This window comes from Granulicella sp. L60 (genome assembly GCF_009765825.1).
Taxonomy (GTDB): Bacteria; Acidobacteriota; Terriglobia; order Terriglobales; family Acidobacteriaceae; genus Edaphobacter.
Window position 1 is genome coordinate 347,074 of sequence record NZ_LMUR01000010.1, and the last position, 19,208, is coordinate 366,281.

Annotated in this window: 21 protein-coding genes; 1 reads left to right on the plus strand and 20 read right to left on the minus strand. The window is 58.7% G+C overall.

Annotated elements, in window-relative coordinates:
- Positions 1 to 136: 136 nt before the first annotated feature.
- From GSQ82_RS04730 to GSQ82_RS04780, 10 genes are all read right to left on the minus strand, one after another.
- Positions 137 to 2,173: a type IV secretory system conjugative DNA transfer family protein gene (locus tag GSQ82_RS04730; protein WP_158790854.1), complete on the minus strand. Its 2,037-nt coding sequence runs from the start codon at positions 2,171 to 2,173 to the stop codon at positions 137 to 139.
- A gap of 17 nt (positions 2,174 to 2,190) precedes the next feature.
- Entirely contained in the window at positions 2,191 to 2,508 is a 318-nt protein-coding gene (locus tag GSQ82_RS04735; RefSeq protein WP_158790855.1) for a hypothetical protein, read from the minus strand.
- A 298-nt stretch (positions 2,509 to 2,806) separates the two neighbouring features.
- Positions 2,807 to 3,850, minus strand: a complete 1,044-nt coding sequence (locus GSQ82_RS04740; RefSeq protein ID WP_158790856.1) for a hypothetical protein — start codon at positions 3,848 to 3,850, stop codon at positions 2,807 to 2,809.
- A gap of 2 nt (positions 3,851 to 3,852) precedes the next feature.
- Positions 3,853 to 4,911, minus strand: a complete 1,059-nt coding sequence (locus tag GSQ82_RS04745) for a hypothetical protein (protein ID WP_158790857.1) — start codon at positions 4,909 to 4,911, stop codon at positions 3,853 to 3,855.
- A complete protein-coding gene (locus GSQ82_RS04750) occupies positions 4,908 to 5,201 on the minus strand; it encodes a hypothetical protein (RefSeq protein ID WP_158790858.1) in 294 nt (97 codons plus the stop codon). Before GSQ82_RS04750 ends, GSQ82_RS04745 begins: the two co-directional genes overlap by 4 nt.
- Before the next feature lie 2 nt (positions 5,202 to 5,203).
- Positions 5,204 to 5,512 (minus strand): hypothetical protein, encoded by a 309-nt coding sequence (locus tag GSQ82_RS04755; protein ID WP_158790859.1) that lies wholly within the window; start codon positions 5,510 to 5,512, stop codon positions 5,204 to 5,206.
- 89 nt (positions 5,513 to 5,601) lie between these two features.
- Positions 5,602 to 5,997 carry a hypothetical protein gene (locus GSQ82_RS04760; protein ID WP_158790860.1) on the minus strand — a complete coding sequence of 132 codons (396 nt, stop codon included), beginning with the start codon at positions 5,995 to 5,997 and terminating at the stop codon, positions 5,602 to 5,604.
- A gap of 31 nt (positions 5,998 to 6,028) precedes the next feature.
- Entirely contained in the window at positions 6,029 to 6,442 is a 414-nt protein-coding gene (locus tag GSQ82_RS04765) for a single-stranded DNA-binding protein (RefSeq protein ID WP_158790861.1), read from the minus strand.
- Between the two features lie 565 nt (positions 6,443 to 7,007).
- Positions 7,008 to 8,774 carry a DNA cytosine methyltransferase gene (gene dcm, locus GSQ82_RS24685; protein ID WP_216847018.1) on the minus strand — a complete coding sequence of 589 codons (1,767 nt, stop codon included), beginning with the start codon at positions 8,772 to 8,774 and terminating at the stop codon, positions 7,008 to 7,010.
- Complete coding sequence (locus GSQ82_RS04780) at positions 8,771 to 9,538, minus strand: hypothetical protein (RefSeq protein ID WP_158790862.1); 768 nt, start codon at positions 9,536 to 9,538, stop codon at positions 8,771 to 8,773. The genes dcm and GSQ82_RS04780 overlap by 4 nt, the downstream gene beginning before the upstream one ends.
- Positions 9,539 to 9,567: 29 nt before the next feature.
- On the opposite strand from GSQ82_RS04780, the gene GSQ82_RS04785 reads away from it, so the two are divergent.
- Positions 9,568 to 9,753, plus strand: coding sequence for a hypothetical protein (locus tag GSQ82_RS04785; protein ID WP_158790863.1), 186 nt, complete (start codon positions 9,568 to 9,570; stop codon positions 9,751 to 9,753).
- Positions 9,754 to 9,758: 5 nt separating this feature from the next.
- Here GSQ82_RS04785 and GSQ82_RS04790 read toward each other — a convergent pair whose 3' ends face one another.
- The 10 genes from GSQ82_RS04790 to GSQ82_RS04835 all read right to left on the minus strand — a co-directional run bounded on the left by GSQ82_RS04790 (position 9,759) and on the right by GSQ82_RS04835 (position 19,154).
- Positions 9,759 to 10,601, minus strand: a complete 843-nt coding sequence (locus GSQ82_RS04790) for a phosphoadenosine phosphosulfate reductase family protein (RefSeq protein WP_158790864.1) — start codon at positions 10,599 to 10,601, stop codon at positions 9,759 to 9,761.
- A 72-nt stretch (positions 10,602 to 10,673) separates the two neighbouring features.
- Positions 10,674 to 11,069: a hypothetical protein gene (locus GSQ82_RS04795; protein WP_158790865.1), complete on the minus strand. Its 396-nt coding sequence runs from the start codon at positions 11,067 to 11,069 to the stop codon at positions 10,674 to 10,676.
- Between the two features lie 266 nt (positions 11,070 to 11,335).
- Positions 11,336 to 11,728: a hypothetical protein gene (locus tag GSQ82_RS04800; protein WP_158790866.1), complete on the minus strand. Its 393-nt coding sequence runs from the start codon at positions 11,726 to 11,728 to the stop codon at positions 11,336 to 11,338.
- 5 nt (positions 11,729 to 11,733) lie between these two features.
- Entirely contained in the window at positions 11,734 to 12,417 is a 684-nt protein-coding gene (locus GSQ82_RS04805; RefSeq protein ID WP_158790867.1) for a VirB8/TrbF family protein, read from the minus strand.
- 2 nt (positions 12,418 to 12,419) lie between these two features.
- On the minus strand, positions 12,420 to 13,241 hold the full coding sequence (locus GSQ82_RS04810; protein ID WP_050061916.1) for a type IV secretion system protein: 822 nt from the start codon (positions 13,239 to 13,241) through the stop codon (positions 12,420 to 12,422).
- Between the two features lie 14 nt (positions 13,242 to 13,255).
- A complete protein-coding gene (locus GSQ82_RS04815; RefSeq protein ID WP_158790868.1) occupies positions 13,256 to 14,173 on the minus strand; it encodes a hypothetical protein in 918 nt (305 codons plus the stop codon).
- Between the two features lie 170 nt (positions 14,174 to 14,343).
- The gene (locus GSQ82_RS04820) at positions 14,344 to 15,609 is read right to left on the minus strand and encodes a TrbI/VirB10 family protein (protein ID WP_158790869.1); all 1,266 of its coding nucleotides are present in this window, start codon (positions 15,607 to 15,609) and stop codon (positions 14,344 to 14,346) included.
- Between the two features lie 8 nt (positions 15,610 to 15,617).
- Positions 15,618 to 16,373 carry a TrbG/VirB9 family P-type conjugative transfer protein gene (locus GSQ82_RS04825; protein WP_158790870.1) on the minus strand — a complete coding sequence of 252 codons (756 nt, stop codon included), beginning with the start codon at positions 16,371 to 16,373 and terminating at the stop codon, positions 15,618 to 15,620.
- Between the two features lie 8 nt (positions 16,374 to 16,381).
- On the minus strand, positions 16,382 to 18,844 hold the full coding sequence (locus GSQ82_RS04830; RefSeq protein ID WP_158790871.1) for a VirB4 family type IV secretion system protein: 2,463 nt from the start codon (positions 18,842 to 18,844) through the stop codon (positions 16,382 to 16,384).
- A complete protein-coding gene (locus tag GSQ82_RS04835) occupies positions 18,831 to 19,154 on the minus strand; it encodes a VirB3 family type IV secretion system protein (protein ID WP_158790872.1) in 324 nt (107 codons plus the stop codon). Before GSQ82_RS04835 ends, GSQ82_RS04830 begins: the two co-directional genes overlap by 14 nt.
- Between the last annotated feature and the right edge of the window lie 54 nt (positions 19,155 to 19,208).

Consider the following 19,208-nt stretch of genomic DNA (forward strand, 5'->3'; position numbering starts at 1 on the left):
CTGGAATGCAAGTCATCGTTGTGGTCGTGGCGGCGGTAATGTGGGAATCGCAACGCGATTTCCAAGGGCAGTGGGAAGGGTGGAAAACGGCTCGATCGTTTTCCGTGCTTTCCACTGCCCGTCATTTCCACCGCCTTCATGCCGGGACCCTCTTTGGATCGAAGCCGATCTGTTCCTGTTCGAACCAGCTCATCGTCGCAGGCAGGAAGTCAGGCTTAAGATAGCAGTAGGTCGGTGGCAGAGGAGTGATGCCATCGAACGCGACGACTACAGACTGCATATTGTTGAGATCGAAGAAGACCTTCTCTTCGAAGAGCGGCTCCTTATGTTTCTGGTACTGCTTGGAGGCGGACACGGAACCTTTGCTCGACGAGGTGCGTCCGCTCAGCAGACCGACATTGGCATTCGTACTCGACTCGGAGACGGTGTAACTAATCCGTGTCCGGTCTGCCTTGCCGCACAACTCGGATGCATACCGGGCCGTCTCGGGATCGGTGGTGGTCAGAAACACCTTCGTCCGGAATGCCTGCAGCAGCGTCTTGACACCCTCATTCGGCAGCGCGTCATTCAGACTGGACACGCTTTGCGTGGCGACAATGGGGATGCACTTTGGCTGCCGGGAGATCGACAAAAATCGTTCATCCCCCGTAGGGTTGTCACCACCTACCGTGGCGAAGTTCTGGTACTCGTCACAGAGGAAGACGGTGGCTCGGAAGTGTCTTTCAGGGTGAGCATCCATGACCGGTATTCGCAATTGGACGGCCCGCTGATAGTCAATCTTCATCATGGTTCCGATGGTCTTGGCGAGGGCAGGATTGAGGGCTACGGGGAAGTTCAGGCCGACGACTCTCCCGGTCTCGATCAGTTCATCGAACGGCGGCAGTACGCGCCCTGTTGGATCAGAGGGACAGGGCTTACCCTCGTACAGCTCCTTTGGCGGACAGAACACGCGACGGACCTTCGCATCGGTCTCGAAGAGGGACAGAAAGACCACGATACCCTGCACGATCGAGGTCTTGACCTCGGAGCGAAAGAACTTCCAGTGTTCCCAGTACCAATACTGGACGCTGTCGAACTGGTCACGCTGCTCTGCCTGGGACGGTCTCCGCGTATACACAGCAAATTCCGCAGATGTATGCTGCACCAGCAATTGTTCCAGGGTCTCGGTCCATGCGACCAGATAAAGCCCCTCATCTTCGCGCCATTCAAACCCCAGCGGGGACAGAAGTCCCTCGTGCTCTCGGTACGCATCTTTGTCTAGACCGATGTAGCTCGTCATGCTGAAGCGGGTTCCAACTTCGATCATGAGTTCTTCGAGGCGCCCGGCGCTGATGACAGTACGGAAGATATCGACCATAGTCAGGTATCCGTCCCGAATGCGATGGAGCAGGATCACGTACCGGACAAGGTCCGTGTAGGACTGCTGCCAGAACGGCTCCTTGCCCTTGCCCCATATCGAAGTAATGATGGAGGCGATATTGAACGCCTGCGCGTAGGCATCGAGAGTATTGTTCAGCGGGTTATACCGAAGATCACCGTCGAGCGAGATGTCGTCATAGTCGTTTTCTCGTCCGCACGACTTTAGAATGCGTTGTGCCTGCCGGCAGAGATCCCCCTTCACCTCAAGGACGATGCCCGAGAGTTTCTGTTCCGGATCGTTGGCGCGATAAGCGAATAGCTGACGCATCGCCGGGAGGATCAATCCCAAGGTCTTACCGGAGCCGATAGAGCCGAACGACGCAATTCCGGTATAGAGACCTCGTTCGGGGATGGAGAGCCATCGCGGGGTCGGACTGGGCCGTGGAACGAGTTGACGGTGTACCTCTCCGAGTACCAGTTGCAGCTCGTCTCTGGTACGTGGATCGGGATACGGAGGCAGAGAACCCACACCCTGTTCCAGTTGCTTCCTATAGATGTGGACATAAACCAGGGAGAAAAGCATGGAGAAGATCAGGAATGGCGTGCTGTAGAGAAACAGGTCGTAGCTCCATACCAGACCGAGGTAGATGGATGGCCGTTCGAGCGAGACCAACCGCAGCAAAGGGTCTGTCTGATTGATTGGATACAGACTATTGAGGATGATCCCGCAGGTCGCGCTAAGTCCGAGCGACAGAAGGATGCGGTACTCGACCAGGGGACGAACAAGCTGTTGAAGCGGGGCTCTCAGACGCATGTTGGCGGCGTCTCCTTTTACGCGTGAGTTGTGCTGTTGGCTGGAATCGAGTCAGGTTTACGGACCGGCTCAGTTGCAGGCTTGACCGGTGAGGTAGCGGCCTTAGTCTCGGTGGAAGGACGCGCGGGACTCGGAGACCGGCTGGCCTTGTACTTGAGGAAGTCCTCTTCCTGTGTCAGAGCGAAGCGCAAAAGCTCATTGATGATGTACTTGCGTTCGTTATCGGACCACTCGCACATCAGGTCGATGTCATTCGAGATGCTGTCCTCGATGTTGGTCTTCAGGAGGACGAGCCGAACCTTACTGGCGCCATGCTCGATCTTGAACTTACTCATCTATGGTTCCTCTCTGGCCGCAGATGCGACCTCGCGATGTACAACACTGGGACTAACTCGGTACCGACTTTGGTCAGGTTTAGGTACTCACTTTGGCCAACTCAGGTACCGTGTCTGGACCGGATGGAGTACCGACTCTGGACTCGATCTGGTACCGACTTTGGTCAACGGCAGGCCGGGGGTGGGAGCGACCAGCGCGGCGTCAGCCGACGCGGCAGCCCGGAGGGCGGGGTCGCTCCCACCCCCGGCACATACCCCTCCCTGACCCCACATACTGGCGCAAATCGTTGGGTTATAGTCACTTATCATCCTTCACATGGGTATCGTGGTGGATATGGTGATGGGTATCGTCGTCCTCGTCGGATAGAGGTTCAGGACGGGCAGGTTCTAAGGGATAGCGATACGGGAGGACCACAGTGGAGAAGGTCACACGCATCGAAGTCTGGAGAAATCTTTGACGGACCTTCTCCACTGTGGTGCTTCCGGACTTCCAAGCAGCGTAGAGAGCCTGGTGCTCCAGCGAGGTGTAAAGAACTTCGCCTTCACGCAGAGTCTTAAGGTCGCTCGATAAGACGCCACGTCCGCCGACCTCGGATTGCTGGCGAACAGCCAGGAATTCGAGGAAGTGATCGACGCCGAGCGGTGTCACGGGAGTGACACCGCGCAGGCGGTCGGCAGGCAGGAAGCGATTGAAGGTGACCTTAGCTCGCGCAGAATTGCTCTCCGAGTCAGCGACGAAGATCAACTCGAACTCCCCGAGAGCAGCAAACAACGGCTGATATTGTTTGAGGTAACGCTCGAAGCGCGTTGTCGTCGCCTGCCCCTCATCGAAGAACGTGAAGCGTGGAACGCCAACGTTCGAGACGAGGATGGGGAACCCATCCGAGAAATACATCAGGCGCCCGGCATAGCTCCGGGGCAGGAGTTCGGTACGGACACCGCACTGCGTGGTGAAGAAGTCAACTTTGTTGACTTCTTCAACGAGCATGTTCGCGCTCAGGTGTGCGAGGACGAAGTCCAGCACCATGAGCCGCGACTTGATATGCGCGTCACCCTTGATGCGGCGATTCTGAGAGTGTGGCCGTTCAAGGGCGGCATAGAGGGTCTTCGACTTCAGGTGATAGATATGCCAGCCCCTGCCGCACTCGATCACCTGAATGTGATTCCGGCGATCCGCTTTGCGGAGCAGCCGGTCAAGGACCGTCCCACGGTCCCGACCGGCGAAGCGGTTGTACTGTCGGCGCAGGAAGTAGCCGGAGTGAACCGCAACCAGATAGAGGAACGTTGCTTCGCGTTCAAGATAGCCGATGGCTTCGAGAGATGAGATCGCATCGTATTCCATCGTCATAGCTCCAGGATGTCTCGCATGGGATAGTGTTCGTCTTCGATCTTTGAGGTGATGGTGGCGCGGTCGGCAGATGAGGCGTAGTTGCGGAAACCCGCCTGTGCTTTCGAGCGGAGATGACCGGCATGGTATGCCGCGGTCAGGACCTCGATATCTTCATGGCCTGTACGCGATCGATCGTCTGCTTCTACGTTCTGTTCTGGATCGCGTGGCAGGTCATATTCGATCCGAGCATCAGGAATCTGAATTTTTCCATCAACCAAGGGCAGCTCCAGGCGTTCGGCGACCTCGCGCTTGATCTCGGCCATGTCGCGTTTGGGATCGGCCTTGCGCTCGGCGTAGATCGCCTTCTGGACCTGGGACTTGATCTCGAAGTCGAGCTTGACTCGCAGATTCGTGCCGCCCTTGTCCGCGATCTTCTCTGACTCCTTCTGGTACGCACGATAAATCTGGGAGTCGTGTTCGACCTCGCGAGGTTTTACCAGTCCGGCATAGAGCCTCTGGTCTTTCGGTAGGTCGCCCTGCTTGAGGAGGAAGCGGCGACCGTCCTGAGTGAGGGTGACCACCTCGACGCGCTCAATCGTGCGCCGGCGCCCGTCGCGGCGCAGATTGACCTGAGAGGTTTCGACGAGACCTTTGTCTCGGAGATACCGAAGGTCATTCTCAAGAGGACGTGATTTTCCGTTGTAAAGCGTCTCGCGGAGGTCCGCGACGCGGACGACGCGAAAGCGCCCTGCCTCGGTCAGGAGTTGTTTCTCTTCCGGACGCAATTCAAGTCCGACGATATTACTCGCTGTCCGAGACGGACGCCGAGGATCGGCGGAGGGCTCAGGACGGCGACGGTCACGCGGAGCATCTCGCGCACCCGCGTCGCGCGGGCGCTTCGCATGCGGACGGGTGCGGCGAGAGTCTGCATCCTTCACCTCCAGAGACTTCAGGCGATGGAGGATCGGGTTGTCAGGGACCTTGCGGGAGACGGACCGTTCGCCGGGCTGTGGAGCAACGCGTTCGTCGCCATCGCGACGACGGGGCGGTTCCTGGGGGATGTCGATTCTCATGCGGCCTCCCCGTCATCGCCGCGCTCCGCAGGAGCAGGCGTGAAGTCGATCGCTGTCTGGGTGTTCGCAGATTTCGTGGATGACTTCTTCTGGCGGTTCGCCGGGGGAGAAGGCAAAACGGTCTCGTCAGAGACCGGCGGAGCCTTCGGAAGTTGGCCGACGACACGACGAACGTCGTAGTCGGCCACGCGCGTGAAGCGGTTCATCTGCTTGTCGGCGACCTCGCGCATCGCACGGATCTTGCCGACGAGATCAGGCGTGCGTTCCATATATTGGTCTTCGCTGGGCATAGTTACTGTTCCTCCTCTGATCCGCCGAAGCGAGAAAGTATTTCTTCGGAGAGTTCACTCTGTCCGGTTTGAATCTCCTGATCGAGGTGCCGGAGCTTGCGACCGGCATCCCGGAGGAAGAACTTGCGTTCGATCCAGATGGTGACGCCGAGGATGTTGGCGAAGAGCAGAGCGCAGTAAAGTGCGATGCTCTGGAGATCGTGATGAAGGATGAAGCTGCGCCAGGGGGTGAGGAAGCGCAGCTCCGCGCTCAACCAGAACCCGAGAGCGAGAAAGATTAGCGTGGCGACAAATACAGCATTGGCGAACATCGGATTCCTTTCCGCCGCGATAACAGAGCGGCACTGTCAGAAGAAAAGCGGAGAGGCGTCAGCCTCTCCGCGAAAGAGGGCGGACGGCGTTAGCCGTCCTCGCCTGTATCGATGACCAGCAGAGGGCGATCCAGTTTGCGAACCTGAATCGCGCGGATCTCGCTGACGTAACGCTTCGCGGTGGAGCGTTCACCCTCGACAACCACTGGGCGGTCATAGTCGTGGATGTAGAGTTCGCCTTCGACCTCGACATAATCGCCACGCTTCATGCCGCGGGTGAAGCCGCAAAACCACGGGCCGGGGCAGACGACCCGATGAACGGTAGTGCGTGGAGCCCACTCGTTGGTAGCGATGTCCCATGTGCCGGACATCAGGGCCAGGAAGAGGACGCTGAATGCGTCCTCTGTGATCCCGTCCGAAGGTGGTACTTTGGCGTCCTCTGCGAGGAAGCCGCGTAACTTGATGGCATTCTCGAAGAGATTCATGGTTGCACCTCCCGAGGGAGGACAACGCGGCCTAAGCCGCGTCGTCCTCCGTGACCGGCTCGGCGTCGAGGTTCTCGTCGCGTGAGCTCTCAGGCTTGGCCAGCTTATCGACCTTGCTGGCACGCACCTCCCAATCGCGGATCTTGATCTTGGTCTTCTTCTTGTCCTTGACACCATCGATTTCGCGCGGGCTGCTCTGCATCTCGCCCTCAACCTCGACGTAGTCACCCTTCTTCAGAGGCTTCGCGTCATCGGCTGGCTTGCCGAAGGCGACGATGCGATGCCATTCGGTGCGGTTGACCCACTCGTTCGTCTGCTTGTTTTTGTAGCCTGACTTGGTGGCGAGCGAGAAGACCACGAGGGTCCGCTGGTTCTTGGTTGCGAAGCTCTCGGCGTCCTTGCCGACGAAGCCCTTCAGAGTGATTTTGTTTTCGTAGAGTGCCATTGTGTTTCTCCTTGTTTGTATTTGCCCGGATTGCCCTCGGGACACTCTTGCGCGAAGCGACGGGAGGTGCCCCGCTCCCAAGTGCCAAGCGGCGCTTTTGCGGAAGGTTCGGAAAATCTTTTCGTCCGCGTTCTGTGCGGAGATTTGCCGAAAAGATTTTCTGAAAGCCGTAAAAGCAGAGCCGCGCCGTGCCGCAGGGCGCGGGATAAGCACCGAGCGAGTGACCGAGGGTGAGCAGGGGAAATACGGGAGAAATGGCACACTACGGAAACACTCGTTTGAAGGGCTTCATCGCGTTCAGGACGCCGATGCAACCAAGAACCAGTGGTGCTGCGTCTGCTCGCCACCAAGCCAGGCTGCAAAAGCAGAGAGTGGGTCAACCGCACCGAGTGATTCTCTCCGCCGCCCTCCGCACCCTGCCATGCGATGGACCTGAAGAGAGAGATCGTGGGGGAGGGCGAGATGCAGAGCATGAACTCTAAGAGATCAAGGACAAGAAGAAGCTCGTGCCTCATCCGTGATTGGGAGGTGTGTGCCTGCCTGTCCATAGAGGAGAGCCCTGTGCTCATGGGATCCTCTCGTCGCCGGGCCGGTCACGGAGGACCTGATCGACTGCTGCAATCCGTCTCCCGATCCAGTGCATGACTGGAACAGCCATCGAGTTGCCGAGCGCTTTGTAGCGAGGGCCATCGGCTGCCATCTTTCCGCGATACTCGACCAGGGTGTAATCGGCGGGGAATCCCTGTAACCGCTCGCACTCGCGTGGAGTCAATCGCCGCACGGCCATCTGAGGCGTCATAACGCCATCGACGCGTCCGCCCTCCCCGCCACGCTGAAGGGTTCCCGCTACATCAGTCGATGCAGTGAGTTCTCCAGACCAGGAGACGGACTGTTCCTGGAGCACGGCGGTCGTAGAGCTGTTCTCGATGCTTCCAGGAGCGCGGGTCCGGAGGCTTCCTGCGGTTTCAGTGGATGAGGCGACACTTGCGGTGCCATCGCTACCGTGGAGCGTGAACGCAATCGTCGGCGCGTTGCGTCCGGTGGCATTGGAGTTGGTGCCAAGCGACTGCATCACATCGCCGCTGAGGACATCTCCATCCTGGTTCTGTGCGAAGGCGATCGCTACCTGGCCGCCACCATTGGCATGGCTCCGATCATGCCCCATGCCACGCAGCGTCGGTGCAATGTTATCTGCGTCGGCGCCATAATCTTTCGCGGAAAAGGCAATGTAGGATTGCTGCTTCGCTCCGCGCTGAGCTGCAAGAGCACCGACAGTGTTGCCGTCGCCACCGTGTAGCCGAACTTCATCTCGCGTGTTTTGCGCAAAGGCGACAGCCTGAGCGCCGCCATTCTCAAGAGTGTGTGCGACATCATCGGAAAAGCCGCTACCGTTTGATTGGGTATGCGCGGTGCAGATCGCTACAGGCACCATGGGCGTTCCACGCCCGGTGCCGTCCTCGCTCGCGTCGAAGCCATCGGCTGAGAGCGCGTGCGTGATGAGAGTTTCGGTTTCAAAGTCCTGCCTTCCCATGCCGCCCGCATTGAGGCAATGAGAGGTGTCTCCGGTGCTGGGAATTAGGCCGCCGCTGAGGTCGAAGTCTGTTCCCGGTCCGCCACCGCCATGAGCGCGCGCGCTAAGGGTGGGGGCAACGTCTTTCCTCGTTTCACGGCGCGGCGGAGGATACCCCGACAGGCTGTGGCGCTCAAGTAGTACCGCTGCGGGACCTCGCCAGTCTCCAAGATGTCCGACAACGAAGACGCGACGCCGTCGCTGGGGAACTCCAAAATGCTGAGCGTCCAGAACTCGGTAGGCGATCCCATACCCGAGTTGGACCAGCATCCCGAGGAAGGCTCCAAACGTCCGTCCGTCGTCGATCGACAGGACTCCGGGGACGTTCTCCCACACCAGCCATAAGGGGCGGAGTCTGCCAGCAAGCCGAGCAAACTCGATGGTGAGGTTGCCACGCGGGTCATCCAGTCCTGCTCGCTTACCGGCGACGGAGAAAGACTGGCAAGGTGTTCCTCCGGCCAGAAGGTCGATTGCTCCAGCATCATCCGCTCCTATCTTCGTAAAATCTCCGGCGTTCACAATCGCGCCATCGGCAGGGAGAGCAACCACGTTGCGGATGGCTGCCGCGCGCTGCTTCGCCTCCTTCCGATTGGGGGCATCGTTCGGATTGGGCATGTGCTGCGGACGCGATGCGCCATAGCGCGAGCGCAACAGCCATGCACAGAAAGGATCGATCTCGGCGAACATCGCGGGCTGCCATCCCAATGGCTGCCACGCGATTGAGACAGCCTCGATCCCGGAGCAAACGGAGAGGTATCTCATGCAGACTCCCCTGCATGGCTATCTGAAAAGAGCAGCGGGAGCGACTCGCTGTATGCGAGTCCGCTCCACCGTGCGGTCGAATTGTTCATCTCGATTCGTTCTGCCAGGACGGCGCCGCGACCTCCTTTGGTCGCAGGCGCATAGCTCCCAGTCCATCTCCCGTCGAGGCCGATATTGCGAGCGATGTTGGTGCTGTCGGCGCTGGAGAATGGGAAGGATGCGAAAACGTAGGGATCGAGCATACGCAGGCCATGCAACCTGGTGCGTGGCCTGCCTTGCTCGTCGCAGAAGGCAGACATGGCTTCGGCCATACGCCTCCACCAGGCGGGTGTGCCGATCCGTGCGAATTCGCCGGAACTGCCGATTGCGATACGTGCGAAGCCGCGTCCTATGAGTCGTTCTATTCTGCCGAGCGACTCGTGGAGGTGCCAGACAGGCACTCCATGTTGGGAAAGCGCGGCGTCGAAGACCAGAGCGTCGTTCTGCTCTTCGCTCCCGTCGATCACATCGGGAATCAGGAACCAATCGAAGCCAGGATGCCGTTGCCAAACGGCGACCCACTCATAAAACCGCCCCCAGTCCGTGATCGGTCTGCCCCCACGCCAGGCCGAGAACGCTCCGTTGTCGAGAGCGAAGGACTGACAAGCGTCCGCTACGAGATCGATTTGCTCCGGATGGGCGAACGAGACCATTGCATGGCGGCGCATGAGAATCTGGGCAGCGGCTGAGTCAGGAGTGATGGGGGTGCCATGGTAATGAATCATGCAGCACCTTCCCGTGATAGGCTGCGGGCATGCGATTCATCGAAGATGACAAGCTGCCCACGGACGTAGTGCGAAAGGAAATCACAGAGTCGCAGCATGCGCTCTGTTGCCTTGAGTGCGGCTTCGAGTATCCGTTCGACCCGCTGCAAGCGGGTACGATCGGAAGGTCGCTCTACGTACTCGCCATGCACAACTGCGCCGGGGCTGAAGAGTAAGGCGGTCACTCGCATAGGCCAAACCTCGATTCACAGGAAGGCGGCGGCAGGATGCGGAAGAGATTGTTTTGGCGGCCTCCTCGATCGGTCTTTGCCCACGCAACTACCTCGTCGATCCAGTTGATCTCCATGCCTGGGACGCACGGTGCGAAGAACGTGCGTCTTACCTGCTGTTCCCATGCACGGACCTTGTCGATCATCTCGGGGAAGCGCGTTGCCCAATTGAGGATGTCGTCTTTACCGGAGTTGATACATGGGGCACAGCCGACACGCGAGAAGCCGAGCGTGTAGAGCGGATTGATCTGCTCTCCGTGGTGCTTCACGTAGTCGAAGCACATCTGCTTGGTCCAGTCGAAGACGGGGTTGTAGAGCTCGCAATCGTAGTAGTCGTCCCACTCCTGCCATTCGCGTTGGGAGCGTGACGGGGATTCGTCGCGACGAACGCCAGTGAAGCGCGCGTAGTTCCCGTTCGGATAGTGCTCCTCGATCCATCGCCGGATCGGCGCGAGCTTCAGCGCTTCCGTGCAGAACTGCGCCTTGCGGGATGGAAAGCGGCCTTTGATCCTCGCGAGTTCAGGAAAGGTGAGGTTGGCATCAGGATCGAGACCTTCCTTCTCGCACCACTCGTCGGTGCGGAAGTCTCCGACCTTTGCATTGACCTTTTCGATGGGGCAGACATGCTCGGAGTACCAGTCGATGTGCTCGATGGTCAGAGGATGTTCGTTTCCGCCTGCGTCCGAGTTCACGAGGACGACACGAGCGGAGCCGTAGCGGTTCAGCATGAACCGCGCAGCGGCCTGCGAGTCAATGCCGCCAGATACTCCGCCGATGTAGATCAACTCACTCACGTATGTCCTCTTGAAACTGCTGATGAAAAAGATGGAGAGGCTGCGAACGAGCAGCCTCTCCACGAATCCTGTCTATTGCGGGTCTGGTCTGTAGAGAGCTATCAGTGTGTCTTCTCCTGCCGTCCTGCGGAAGGTGAGGTCGCGCCATGTGATCGAATTCGCAACCACTTCTGAGAAGGGATAGGCGATATTGATGTTAATCGGCTCCCCGATACGGTAGACATGGATGCGCGTCCGCAACTCGCCGCTGACGTTGATCTCCTCGTCGCGCGGAAGGATGCGGAGCATATCTGTCAGTTGCCCCACGCAGATGATGGTGTGTTCATCGACGTAGGCGTAAGCATCGTCTCCCTCGCTCAGATAAGCTGCATGTACGCGAAGCCGAAAGCTGGTGTACGTCAGGTCGTTGCCGGCGACTGCGGTGGTGGGGACGCTTGCGATGAAGCCGGTAAGCGAGATGGTATTCATTGGGATGTCCTCCGGTATTGGGTTTGCCCGAAGCGTGCTCGGGTCACCCCTGCGCGGAGCGACGTGAAGGTGCCCTGCTCCCAAGGCCAAGCGGCGTCTTTTACGGAAGGTTCGGAAAATGGTTTTGCGTTCTTTGCAAAAGGATTTTCTGAAAGCCGTAAAAGCAGAGACGCGCCGTGCCGCTGGGCGCGGGATAAGCACCGAACGGGTGTCCGAGAACGGCTCGGGCAAAAGACCGGATGGGGATTCACTCACTAGGAGCCGTCTCATGCAACCCTCCTCGACTTCGGTCCGGGCCTATGCTGGCTGAGAACCTGAATTCCTGCGAGGATGTGGGCCATCGTAGTGTTGCGGCCATAGAGAACCATGTCCGCGTAACGGACCGGCGCAAGGTCGCCAGCGCGATCTACTAGCAGGACAGGGATCTGAGAACCGCACTCCAGCAGGCGATGGATGATCCTGCCGGCTGGATCGGCTTGTTGCGCATGGACGAGAACGCCACACACGAAGGCGGCCTCTCGGTCGCTTGCCAGGCGCGAAGCTTCTACGCTGTCGCGAACTGCGACAACGTGATACGGGTGTAGCTGCAACGCAAACAAGATCGTCGAGAGAAGTTCCTGGTCGGCGCAGTAAAGCAGAATGGATTTCTTCGGTCGCATGGTCGTTAGCTCCCGAACGCCTGATCCTCATGGACGTAGCTGATAACGAGACCGAGAGGATTAGTGAGTAGCATCTTGTTGGGGACTTCGTCGCGGAAGCCAAAGACGACGTTCGCTGTCCAGCGTTCGCGGCGTTGTTCGTCCTGATCGCCGGGCGAACGGAAGACCTTCTCGAATTCGATATGAGCGCGATAGGGCGCCTGACGGAGATCCTCAAGGACCACGGTCTTGATCTCGACATCGACGTTCGGGGCGCTGGGATCGAGGAGGAACGTCTCCAGCGTCTTTGCCCTGGTGACGCGCAGGAGCGTAGCTCCCTGCAACTCATCCGAAAAGAGGTCCATCGACTCGCGGAAGTCACGCTGCAACGTGGCGTGATTGCGACCGTAGTAAAGTTCCGCCCAATGAGCGAGGTAATACTTGCTCACGCGATCGACAGGAACTTTGGAGAAGTCGGCGTAGCTGGAGACCTGCCCACGTCCCGCCTCCGAGACCGCGATGACGAGCGGCTTCAGCCGCAAGGCAGCGGTCTCGGCGCGATAGAGGAGCGTGAGCGAAGCGAGCGTGACGACGGAGAGCACGAGCAGCGCCACCTTGAGATAAGTGTTGGTGACAACAGGCTCGGCGTATAACTCCAGGAACCTGTGTCCGGCATCGGTGGTTCGAATCGCGTAGTTTGTAGCTGTCATGATTACCGTCCCATCGGGTTGACCCAGGTTCCACTGCGTCCGCTGAGAATGGCGCCGGTCAACTCGGGGATCTTGACCAGGCCATAGATGCAGACCATCAGGGTGATGAAGAGCGCAGGCAGATTCATCAGGGCGTTTGAGAGGCTGAGGGTGCCGATGACCTGGAACATCGAGGTCAGCACCTTCGAGAAGACGAAGATGAAGGCCGAGGCAATGACCTGATAGAAGCTGAAGCCAATGAATGCCTTGAACCATCCCCAGAAGAGCCAGTCCATCTTCGGCACCACAAACCAGGGGATGAAGACCGGGCCGATCAGCACGCATACGGCGGCGGCGACGTAGCCGTAAGCGATCACAGCAAAGGACACAGCCTCCATCGCGGCCAGAAGGAGCGCGAGGATCAGATACACCAGGTCTTCAAGGATGTTGAAGTTGCCCGGAGGCGCTCCGAGTTGTTGCTCGGCGGTAGTGACCGTGGTAGCGATCTGTTGCGTGGTGTCGGACTCGATCTGGCCGGAGATGCTGAGAGCCTCTTTGGTGACGAGGTCGCTGAAGCTATAGCCGACACCGGGGATCGGCGTCGAGTAGTAGGTCAGCATTCCAAGGCCAAACGAGATCAACAGGATCAGGTCGGCAAACTTGCCGAAGTGGAATCCGCCCTGTCCCTGCGAAGCGGACAGGGCGGATTTGATCCCAAACCAGACGATAAGAATGACGGCCAGGCCGCGGAACATATCGAGTCCCGCTGCCTGTAATGCCCCGCTGTTCGAGGACAGAAGCTGGCTGATGGCCTGGCCGAGAAAGGTAAACGGATTATCCTGCATGAACGACCTCCGGCTTACTGTGCTGTAGTGCTGAGTGAGATTGCGTGCAGTGACGTGCTCACGCCATTGCTCACGTTCTGCATGGTGTTGGAGAAGTTCTGCTGGAAATAAATGGCCTGGTTGATTAGGCGGTTCCGCTCATCGACCTGCTCCTTGGCGGCGAGCGCCTGTTGCGCGGCAACAGCAGCGAGGATCTGGTTAGCATCCTGCTGGGCGTGAATCTGGAGCATCGTGGCTGCGTTGATCTTGGCGAGCACACCGACTTCGGTCTGTTGGCTGGGATCGGTTGAGTAGGTATCGGATTCGAGGTTGGCCAGCTTCTGCTGGAAGCTCAGAGCGTCGGAGCGAATGGTTCCAACGGTGGACAACAGGTTGGTGATGTTCGACTGACCGATCTCGGAGTTTGTGTATTGGGTCTGGACCGCGGCCTGGGTCGTTGCGTCGAGTCCGGAGAGATTGCTGTAACTCTGGAGCGGAGTTACAGCACCGCCGTAAGCAGACATGGCGCGTGTGGGACTGCCGACGTTGAGTGCGTTGAGCCACGCTGTGGTCAGGCTGGAGTTGCTGGAGGCTGCGAAGCTGGGGTTTCCCAGTGTCTGCCACTGAGCAAAGTCCGATCTGTAGCGGGCCGCGAGGTTCTGCGGCATCTTCGACATCTGGAGAGCAAGGTTGTAGGTGGATTCGAGTTGGTTCAGTGTCTTGAAGGCGGTCTCATAGATTTGCTCCTCCTTCTGGAGGTGCTGCTCCCAGTTCTGCAGTTCGGTCGCCCACTTCTGGAGTTGTTGTTCACCTTGAGAGAGTTGTGAGATCGCATGGGCGCTCTGCGTGGGGTCGTACACGATGCCTGAGCCGAACTGCGCGTGCGCCGCAGGCGCGAGCGCGATTGCGGCGAACAAGCCGAAGGCGGAGAGAATAGTTTTTACTGCTTTCATGGTGAAACCTCCGTGGAGTTACAGGTGGATGGATACGGGACGGGACGGAGAACGCGTGGAAACGCGTTCGGGGGTCCAGTACCGATAGGGAGAGGGCTTCGGCGGCTGCGAGGGGGAGGCGCAGCCAACCACGAACATGCAGCCGAGACAAAGGATGACGGCGGCACGCATCAGAAGACCCCCGGCATATCGTGGTTTTCATAAGCGGGCAGCAGCATGTCCTGGGTGAGGTAGACCTTGATGCGATGTCCCTCGGTGATCGTTATCGTCGGCGGGATATTGATGAAGCGGTTGAGAACGTTGGCACTCGACTGTGAGAGGCTCGAAGAGATACCCTGGCGATACGCTTCGGAGCCGGTCTCGTTGTAGCCGCTGTTGGTCGTGGCCTCTGCCGCACCCGCAATCACGCCGAGTGCGATCGATGTGCCGAAGATTTCGAGGTAGTGATTGTTGGTCTTATCCTTCAGCCCGGTATCTCCGATCTGATCGAGACCGTGGAACTGGTCGAGATCGACGGAGTATCCATCGGGCATGATGAGGCGGTGGAAGGTAACGGCAAGGCGCTTCTGACCGAAGCCGGCAACCTTCTGCGTACCGCCGAGAAGGAAACTGCCTTCGGGGATAAGCACATGCTGACCGTCATGGCTATAGATGGGGTTCGACACCATAACCTTGACCGGACCTGCAAACTCTCCATCGAGCCTGTTTGTGAGAACAGTGTCGATGGTGGTGCCTTCATAGAGGACAAAGGGTTGGCCATGCGCGGAGTTGAGGTTGACCTCCGGAGCACGCTTAGTCTCAGCGGCGGTCTGCGTAGCAGAAGCCTGCGACGGCGAGTTCGCAGAACGAGGAGCAGGCGTGGCCGCGTCTGTCTCCGGACGGGCGATCGCGTCAGCGGAGTCCGCTGGAGATGCCGATGGGCGCGAAGTGCCAGCATCGGCGGAGACGAGGTTCGAAGCGAAGCGAGCTTTGAAAGCCATGGCCTTTTCCGCGTCCGCGATGGGATCGCGGGGAGGCTCCGTGACAGTTGGCGCCGGCGACTGCGTAGCAGGAGCGACGGTGCCACCGACTTGAGTGGGAGTCTGGGTTCCAGCTGTCGTGGTGCCAGCAGACGCTTTTTGCTGTTGGGCCTGCTGTTGGCTTTGCCGTTGCTCCGCGGTCAGGTTCTGCTCCAGCTCTGCAATCTTGCGGGCGTTGGCATCGCTGGAGAAAGGCGTGGCGTTCGGGAGAGCGGCAGGCGTGGTCTTCGCGTGGTTTTTCGAGAACATCACGGCGAGCAGGATGAGCACGGCGAGTCCTGCAACGACGTAACCCTGCGCTTGTTTGGGGACGACACCCTCCGGCAGTACGCGCCTATCGCGCAGGGCCGGAGGGGTTGGCGATTGAGGTGCAGCCTGCAGCTCGGATACTTCGGGATTCTGCTTTTCCTCTGGCACATTGCCTCCTATTTTCCGGACCGGTCGAAGCTGAGTTTGTGTTTGCCGATCTGGAGATAGCCGTGATCGACGACCGTCGGGATGACGTAGGTGCCGTCCTGCAACTGGAACGTGATCAAATCAGGCTTCTTGTCTTTCAGCTCGTAGATGGAGAACTTCTCCGAAGCCGAGGACTTGATGTAGGTGAACTTGTCATCGTGATAAATCGCGGAGACATCGAAGGGGCTTTCGTTGTGGTAGGTGTAGTCGAACTTCAACGCCTTGATGGGATAGTCGGCGCGGAATTGTTCAACGGCGGTGACTGCATGAGTCTGAGCAAGCCGGGCCTGTTCCTGCGCTGCAATCACCTCGGAGGCAGAGACGAGTTTGCCAGCGTTGCCGGCGGCGGCAAGCAAGGATTGGTCGGACGGCTCGATAACAACCTTCAGGTCGGGATCGGCGGACCCGGCTTCGTCCAGGGTGAAGGAGTAGACGCTACCCTTGTCGGTAATCAGGTCGAGGCTGGAATGGATGCCTGCCTTGGCCGGATGCACAAAGCAGTAGCTCCCAGCCCAATCGACGATCCAGAAGTCTTTGTCGCCGGTGGCGGCGTTCAGAATCTTCTCTGTGGGCGGAAGCTGAATGAGCGTGGTGTAGCTCATCTTTCCGCGAACATTCACAATGTCGTTGGCGTGGTATTTGACGATGCGGGCGGTAGTCTGCTGGCCGTGCGCGACGGTGGCAGCAAGGCCGAGGAGGAGCGGGAAGATTGGCGAGCGGTGCATAAGTCTCCTTATTGGTTGAGTGGGTTGGGAAAGTCCTGGACAAGCCGGAGTAAGCCCTGCTCCGGCCCGAAGCGGGCGAAGTAATCCTGTTTGCGGATGTTGTCGCGAGGCGTGTTCGTCGCTGTCCAGTAGCTGAGGGGATCGACAGCGAGGCGGAGCTTTTTGGCATACTGGGGTTGCTTGAAGAGCAGGTCACGCTTGGGAACGAGCGACTCCAGCAACTCCAGTTCTGTGTCCTTCAACTGGAAGGTCTCGGCATAGAGCTTGCGGTCGATACCGGGGTTGGCGAGGAAGATCCGGGTGGGGCAGGACTCGTTCACGAGTTCGAGCAACCCGGAGTCCTTGAGTTCCATCATGGATTGCGTGGCGAGGATCATGGACGCGTTGAGCTTGCGCCAGGTCTTCTCGGCCCTCGTGATCCAGTCGCGGATGATGCGCTTCTTGAAGAAGATCCATCCTTCGTCGATGACGAAGAGCTTGAAGATTCCGACGTTCTCCGGCTTCTCGATCTCCGACGAAGCGCGTTGCAGGACGTAGAACAACATCGGTTCGAGGACATCGGGGTACTTATCCCAGCCGCTGAAGTTGAAGGTCTGGAAGCGCGAGAAGGTGAGCGTGTCCTCGACGTTGTCGAACAGATAGCCGAACTGACCGGCACGGGTCCAGCGGTGGAGACGTTCTCCCAATGGCCCGAGGATGGACGCGAAGTTGGTAAGCGTCCTGATCTCGCGCGGGAGTTTGTAGACACGCTCCAGCGCAGCGTAGAGCATTTTTTCGTCCGCAGTGGTGAGTTCGTAGCGTCCTCCAGATTCAATCAGGACCTGGAGAAAGAGATAAAGGAAGTTGAGATTCTCGTGCGTCGGCTCCAAACAAAATGGATTGATGCTGAACCCTGGTGTCTTCAACCCGACGTTGAGATAGGTTCCTCCGAAGGTCCGTGTCAGCATCTCGTAGCTGGCGCCGAGGTCGAAGATAATGGTCAGCGGCTGATACTTCTGTGCCGACTGCAACAGGAATGAGGTAAGAAAGGACTTACCGCTGCCTGTGGCTCCGGTGATCAGCGCATGGGGAACATCGCCATAGTGCAGGTTCAGGTAGTAGGGAGTGCCGTGGGTGGATTCGAGGACTGCCAGATACTCTTGATTCAGCTCTGCGTTCCACTTTGAACCTGTATCGATCGAGAAGAGGAAAGACAGGTCGGCATAGTTGGAGTTGAGCGCCCACTGTTTGCGGAGGTTGAACTGCCGGTTGCCGGGGACGGTGGCGAAGAAGGCATTGAGGAGGTTGTAGCGTTCCTCGTAGAGCAGGCCATCATGCTGCGTGAACAGCTTCTGAAACTCCGCGACGGCATGTTCCACCTTCAGGCGGTCTTCGTCGTAGACCACGACGGAGAAGGTGAACTCGCCGAAGTTCTTGCCTTCCATGCCAAGCGAGGTGAGGGCACCACCCAGCTCGGCGACCGCGGCTTCTTTGGAGTCGTCGACGAGCTGGTCTTTCGGATTGGTGTTCTGCTGGTCCTGAAGGTTCGAGACGAAGCTGGTCTTCGAGTTGTGGTGATGGCGGCGGCGGGAAGCAATCTCTTTGCGGGATTTCGCGTTATCTACGGGATGCCATTCGGTGACGACATGGAAGTTGGCCGGCACGTCGAACAGACCCTGCAATAGCAGGGGCCGAGTCTCGCTGGGCATCTCCTTCAGCGTGAGGACGCGAACAAAGTTATCGTCCACGCGGAGGTACCCGCGATGCGCCTCCAGCTCCGAGTCGCAGACTTGCCAGTCGAGATGACGCGAGCCGCGAAGCGGAGCGTCATCGATTTTGGAGGGGCGGAAGTTTACGAGACGCCGGATGAACCGGAAGGTCTTCTCCGCCCCTGACAGCTCGATCTTCGTCAGATCGTTAAGCTGCCCACTCAAACTTTGAACTTTCTGTTGTAGCCGCTCTCTGTCGCGCTCGATCTGCTCATAGAGCAGGGTGCGCGTCTTGTCGCCTGAGAAGAGGGCGCGGAGGTCGCGCAGTGACGAGCGCGGGTCTTTCGGCAACTGGGCCAGCGCATGCAGCAGACCGGCCTTGCGGTAGCTGCCGTCGATCATGATCACCCAATAGATCTCGATCGAATACAGCCTGTCGGACTTCTCCTTGAGAAAGGCTGCGCGCTGTTCTACAGCGGATCGGACAAGCGGATCGTCATACTCGGCATGAGTAATCTCGGGGCGGTTGTGTTTGAACAGGATCTGATAGAGGCGCGTCCGCTCGTCAAGGGAGCGGAGAGCGGCTTCGAGCCGCTTGACCACGTAGTCGCGTCCGGCATGATCGAGGCTTTCGTAGTCGATGCCTTTGAGCTTCAGGACGGCGCCGAGATCTCCCGTCTTGGTCAGGAAGCAGTGCTCGTCCCAGAAGCCGTACAGGTTAAGCTGTTCGGCGAATGAAGCGGCTTCATTCCAGTCCTTCGTGATGTTGCTAATCCTGAGCACGACGCCCCCTGATGACGATCTCTGTTGGCTCCCACTTCATGGAGTCGTAGCGTCTGCGGAATTTCGTGGAGTTGAACAGAATGCGCAGGATTTCTACATCGTGTTTCGTGGCGATGCGTGCGATGATGACTCCTACGACGAAAAGCCCGATGCCACCGATGAGGGAGTGCAGCATGGAGAAGATGGCGCCACCTGTAATCAGGGCGACGAAGAACAGTCTTCGTTCCGCGCCTAACACGGTCAGCGGGCGGTTCATCGCCTTGTAGACTTTGTTTCTACGTGCATCGCGATGTGAACCGCCCTCTGCCATGTGCTTCCTCCTTCCTTCCTGTCGTTTGTGTATTGGTTGGGCCTGCCGTCAGAC

What these genes read in the sequence shown, in the direction of transcription:
- GSQ82_RS04780 (WP_158790862.1), bottom strand. Translation starts at nt 9,538, where the DNA reads ATGATTCATTACCATGGCACCCCCATCACTCCTGACTCAGCCGCTGCC.
- GSQ82_RS04750 (WP_158790858.1), bottom strand. Translation starts at nt 5,201, where the DNA reads ATGCCCAGCGAAGACCAATATATGGAACGCACGCCTGATCTCGTCGGC.
- GSQ82_RS04730 (WP_158790854.1), bottom strand. Translation starts at nt 2,173, where the DNA reads ATGCGTCTGAGAGCCCCGCTTCAACAGCTTGTTCGTCCCCTGGTCGAG.
- GSQ82_RS04825 (WP_158790870.1), bottom strand. Translation starts at nt 16,373, where the DNA reads ATGCACCGCTCGCCAATCTTCCCGCTCCTCCTCGGCCTTGCTGCCACC.
- GSQ82_RS04760 (WP_158790860.1), bottom strand. Translation starts at nt 5,997, where the DNA reads ATGAATCTCTTCGAGAATGCCATCAAGTTACGCGGCTTCCTCGCAGAG.
- GSQ82_RS04805 (WP_158790867.1), bottom strand. Translation starts at nt 12,417, where the DNA reads ATGACAGCTACAAACTACGCGATTCGAACCACCGATGCCGGACACAGG.
- GSQ82_RS04785 (WP_158790863.1), top strand. Translation starts at nt 9,568, where the DNA reads ATGCGATTCATCGAAGATGACAAGCTGCCCACGGACGTAGTGCGAAAG.
- dcm (WP_216847018.1), bottom strand. Translation starts at nt 8,774, where the DNA reads ATGAGATACCTCTCCGTTTGCTCCGGGATCGAGGCTGTCTCAATCGCG.
- GSQ82_RS04755 (WP_158790859.1), bottom strand. Translation starts at nt 5,512, where the DNA reads ATGTTCGCCAATGCTGTATTTGTCGCCACGCTAATCTTTCTCGCTCTC.
- GSQ82_RS04740 (WP_158790856.1), bottom strand. Translation starts at nt 3,850, where the DNA reads ATGGAATACGATGCGATCTCATCTCTCGAAGCCATCGGCTATCTTGAA.
- GSQ82_RS04800 (WP_158790866.1), bottom strand. Translation starts at nt 11,728, where the DNA reads ATGCGACCGAAGAAATCCATTCTGCTTTACTGCGCCGACCAGGAACTT.
- GSQ82_RS04835 (WP_158790872.1), bottom strand. Translation starts at nt 19,154, where the DNA reads ATGGCAGAGGGCGGTTCACATCGCGATGCACGTAGAAACAAAGTCTAC.
- GSQ82_RS04795 (WP_158790865.1), bottom strand. Translation starts at nt 11,069, where the DNA reads ATGAATACCATCTCGCTTACCGGCTTCATCGCAAGCGTCCCCACCACC.
- GSQ82_RS04745 (WP_158790857.1), bottom strand. Translation starts at nt 4,911, where the DNA reads ATGAGAATCGACATCCCCCAGGAACCGCCCCGTCGTCGCGATGGCGAC.
- GSQ82_RS04735 (WP_158790855.1), bottom strand. Translation starts at nt 2,508, where the DNA reads ATGAGTAAGTTCAAGATCGAGCATGGCGCCAGTAAGGTTCGGCTCGTC.
- GSQ82_RS04810 (WP_050061916.1), bottom strand. Translation starts at nt 13,241, where the DNA reads ATGCAGGATAATCCGTTTACCTTTCTCGGCCAGGCCATCAGCCAGCTT.
- GSQ82_RS04815 (WP_158790868.1), bottom strand. Translation starts at nt 14,173, where the DNA reads ATGAAAGCAGTAAAAACTATTCTCTCCGCCTTCGGCTTGTTCGCCGCA.
- GSQ82_RS04765 (WP_158790861.1), bottom strand. Translation starts at nt 6,442, where the DNA reads ATGGCACTCTACGAAAACAAAATCACTCTGAAGGGCTTCGTCGGCAAG.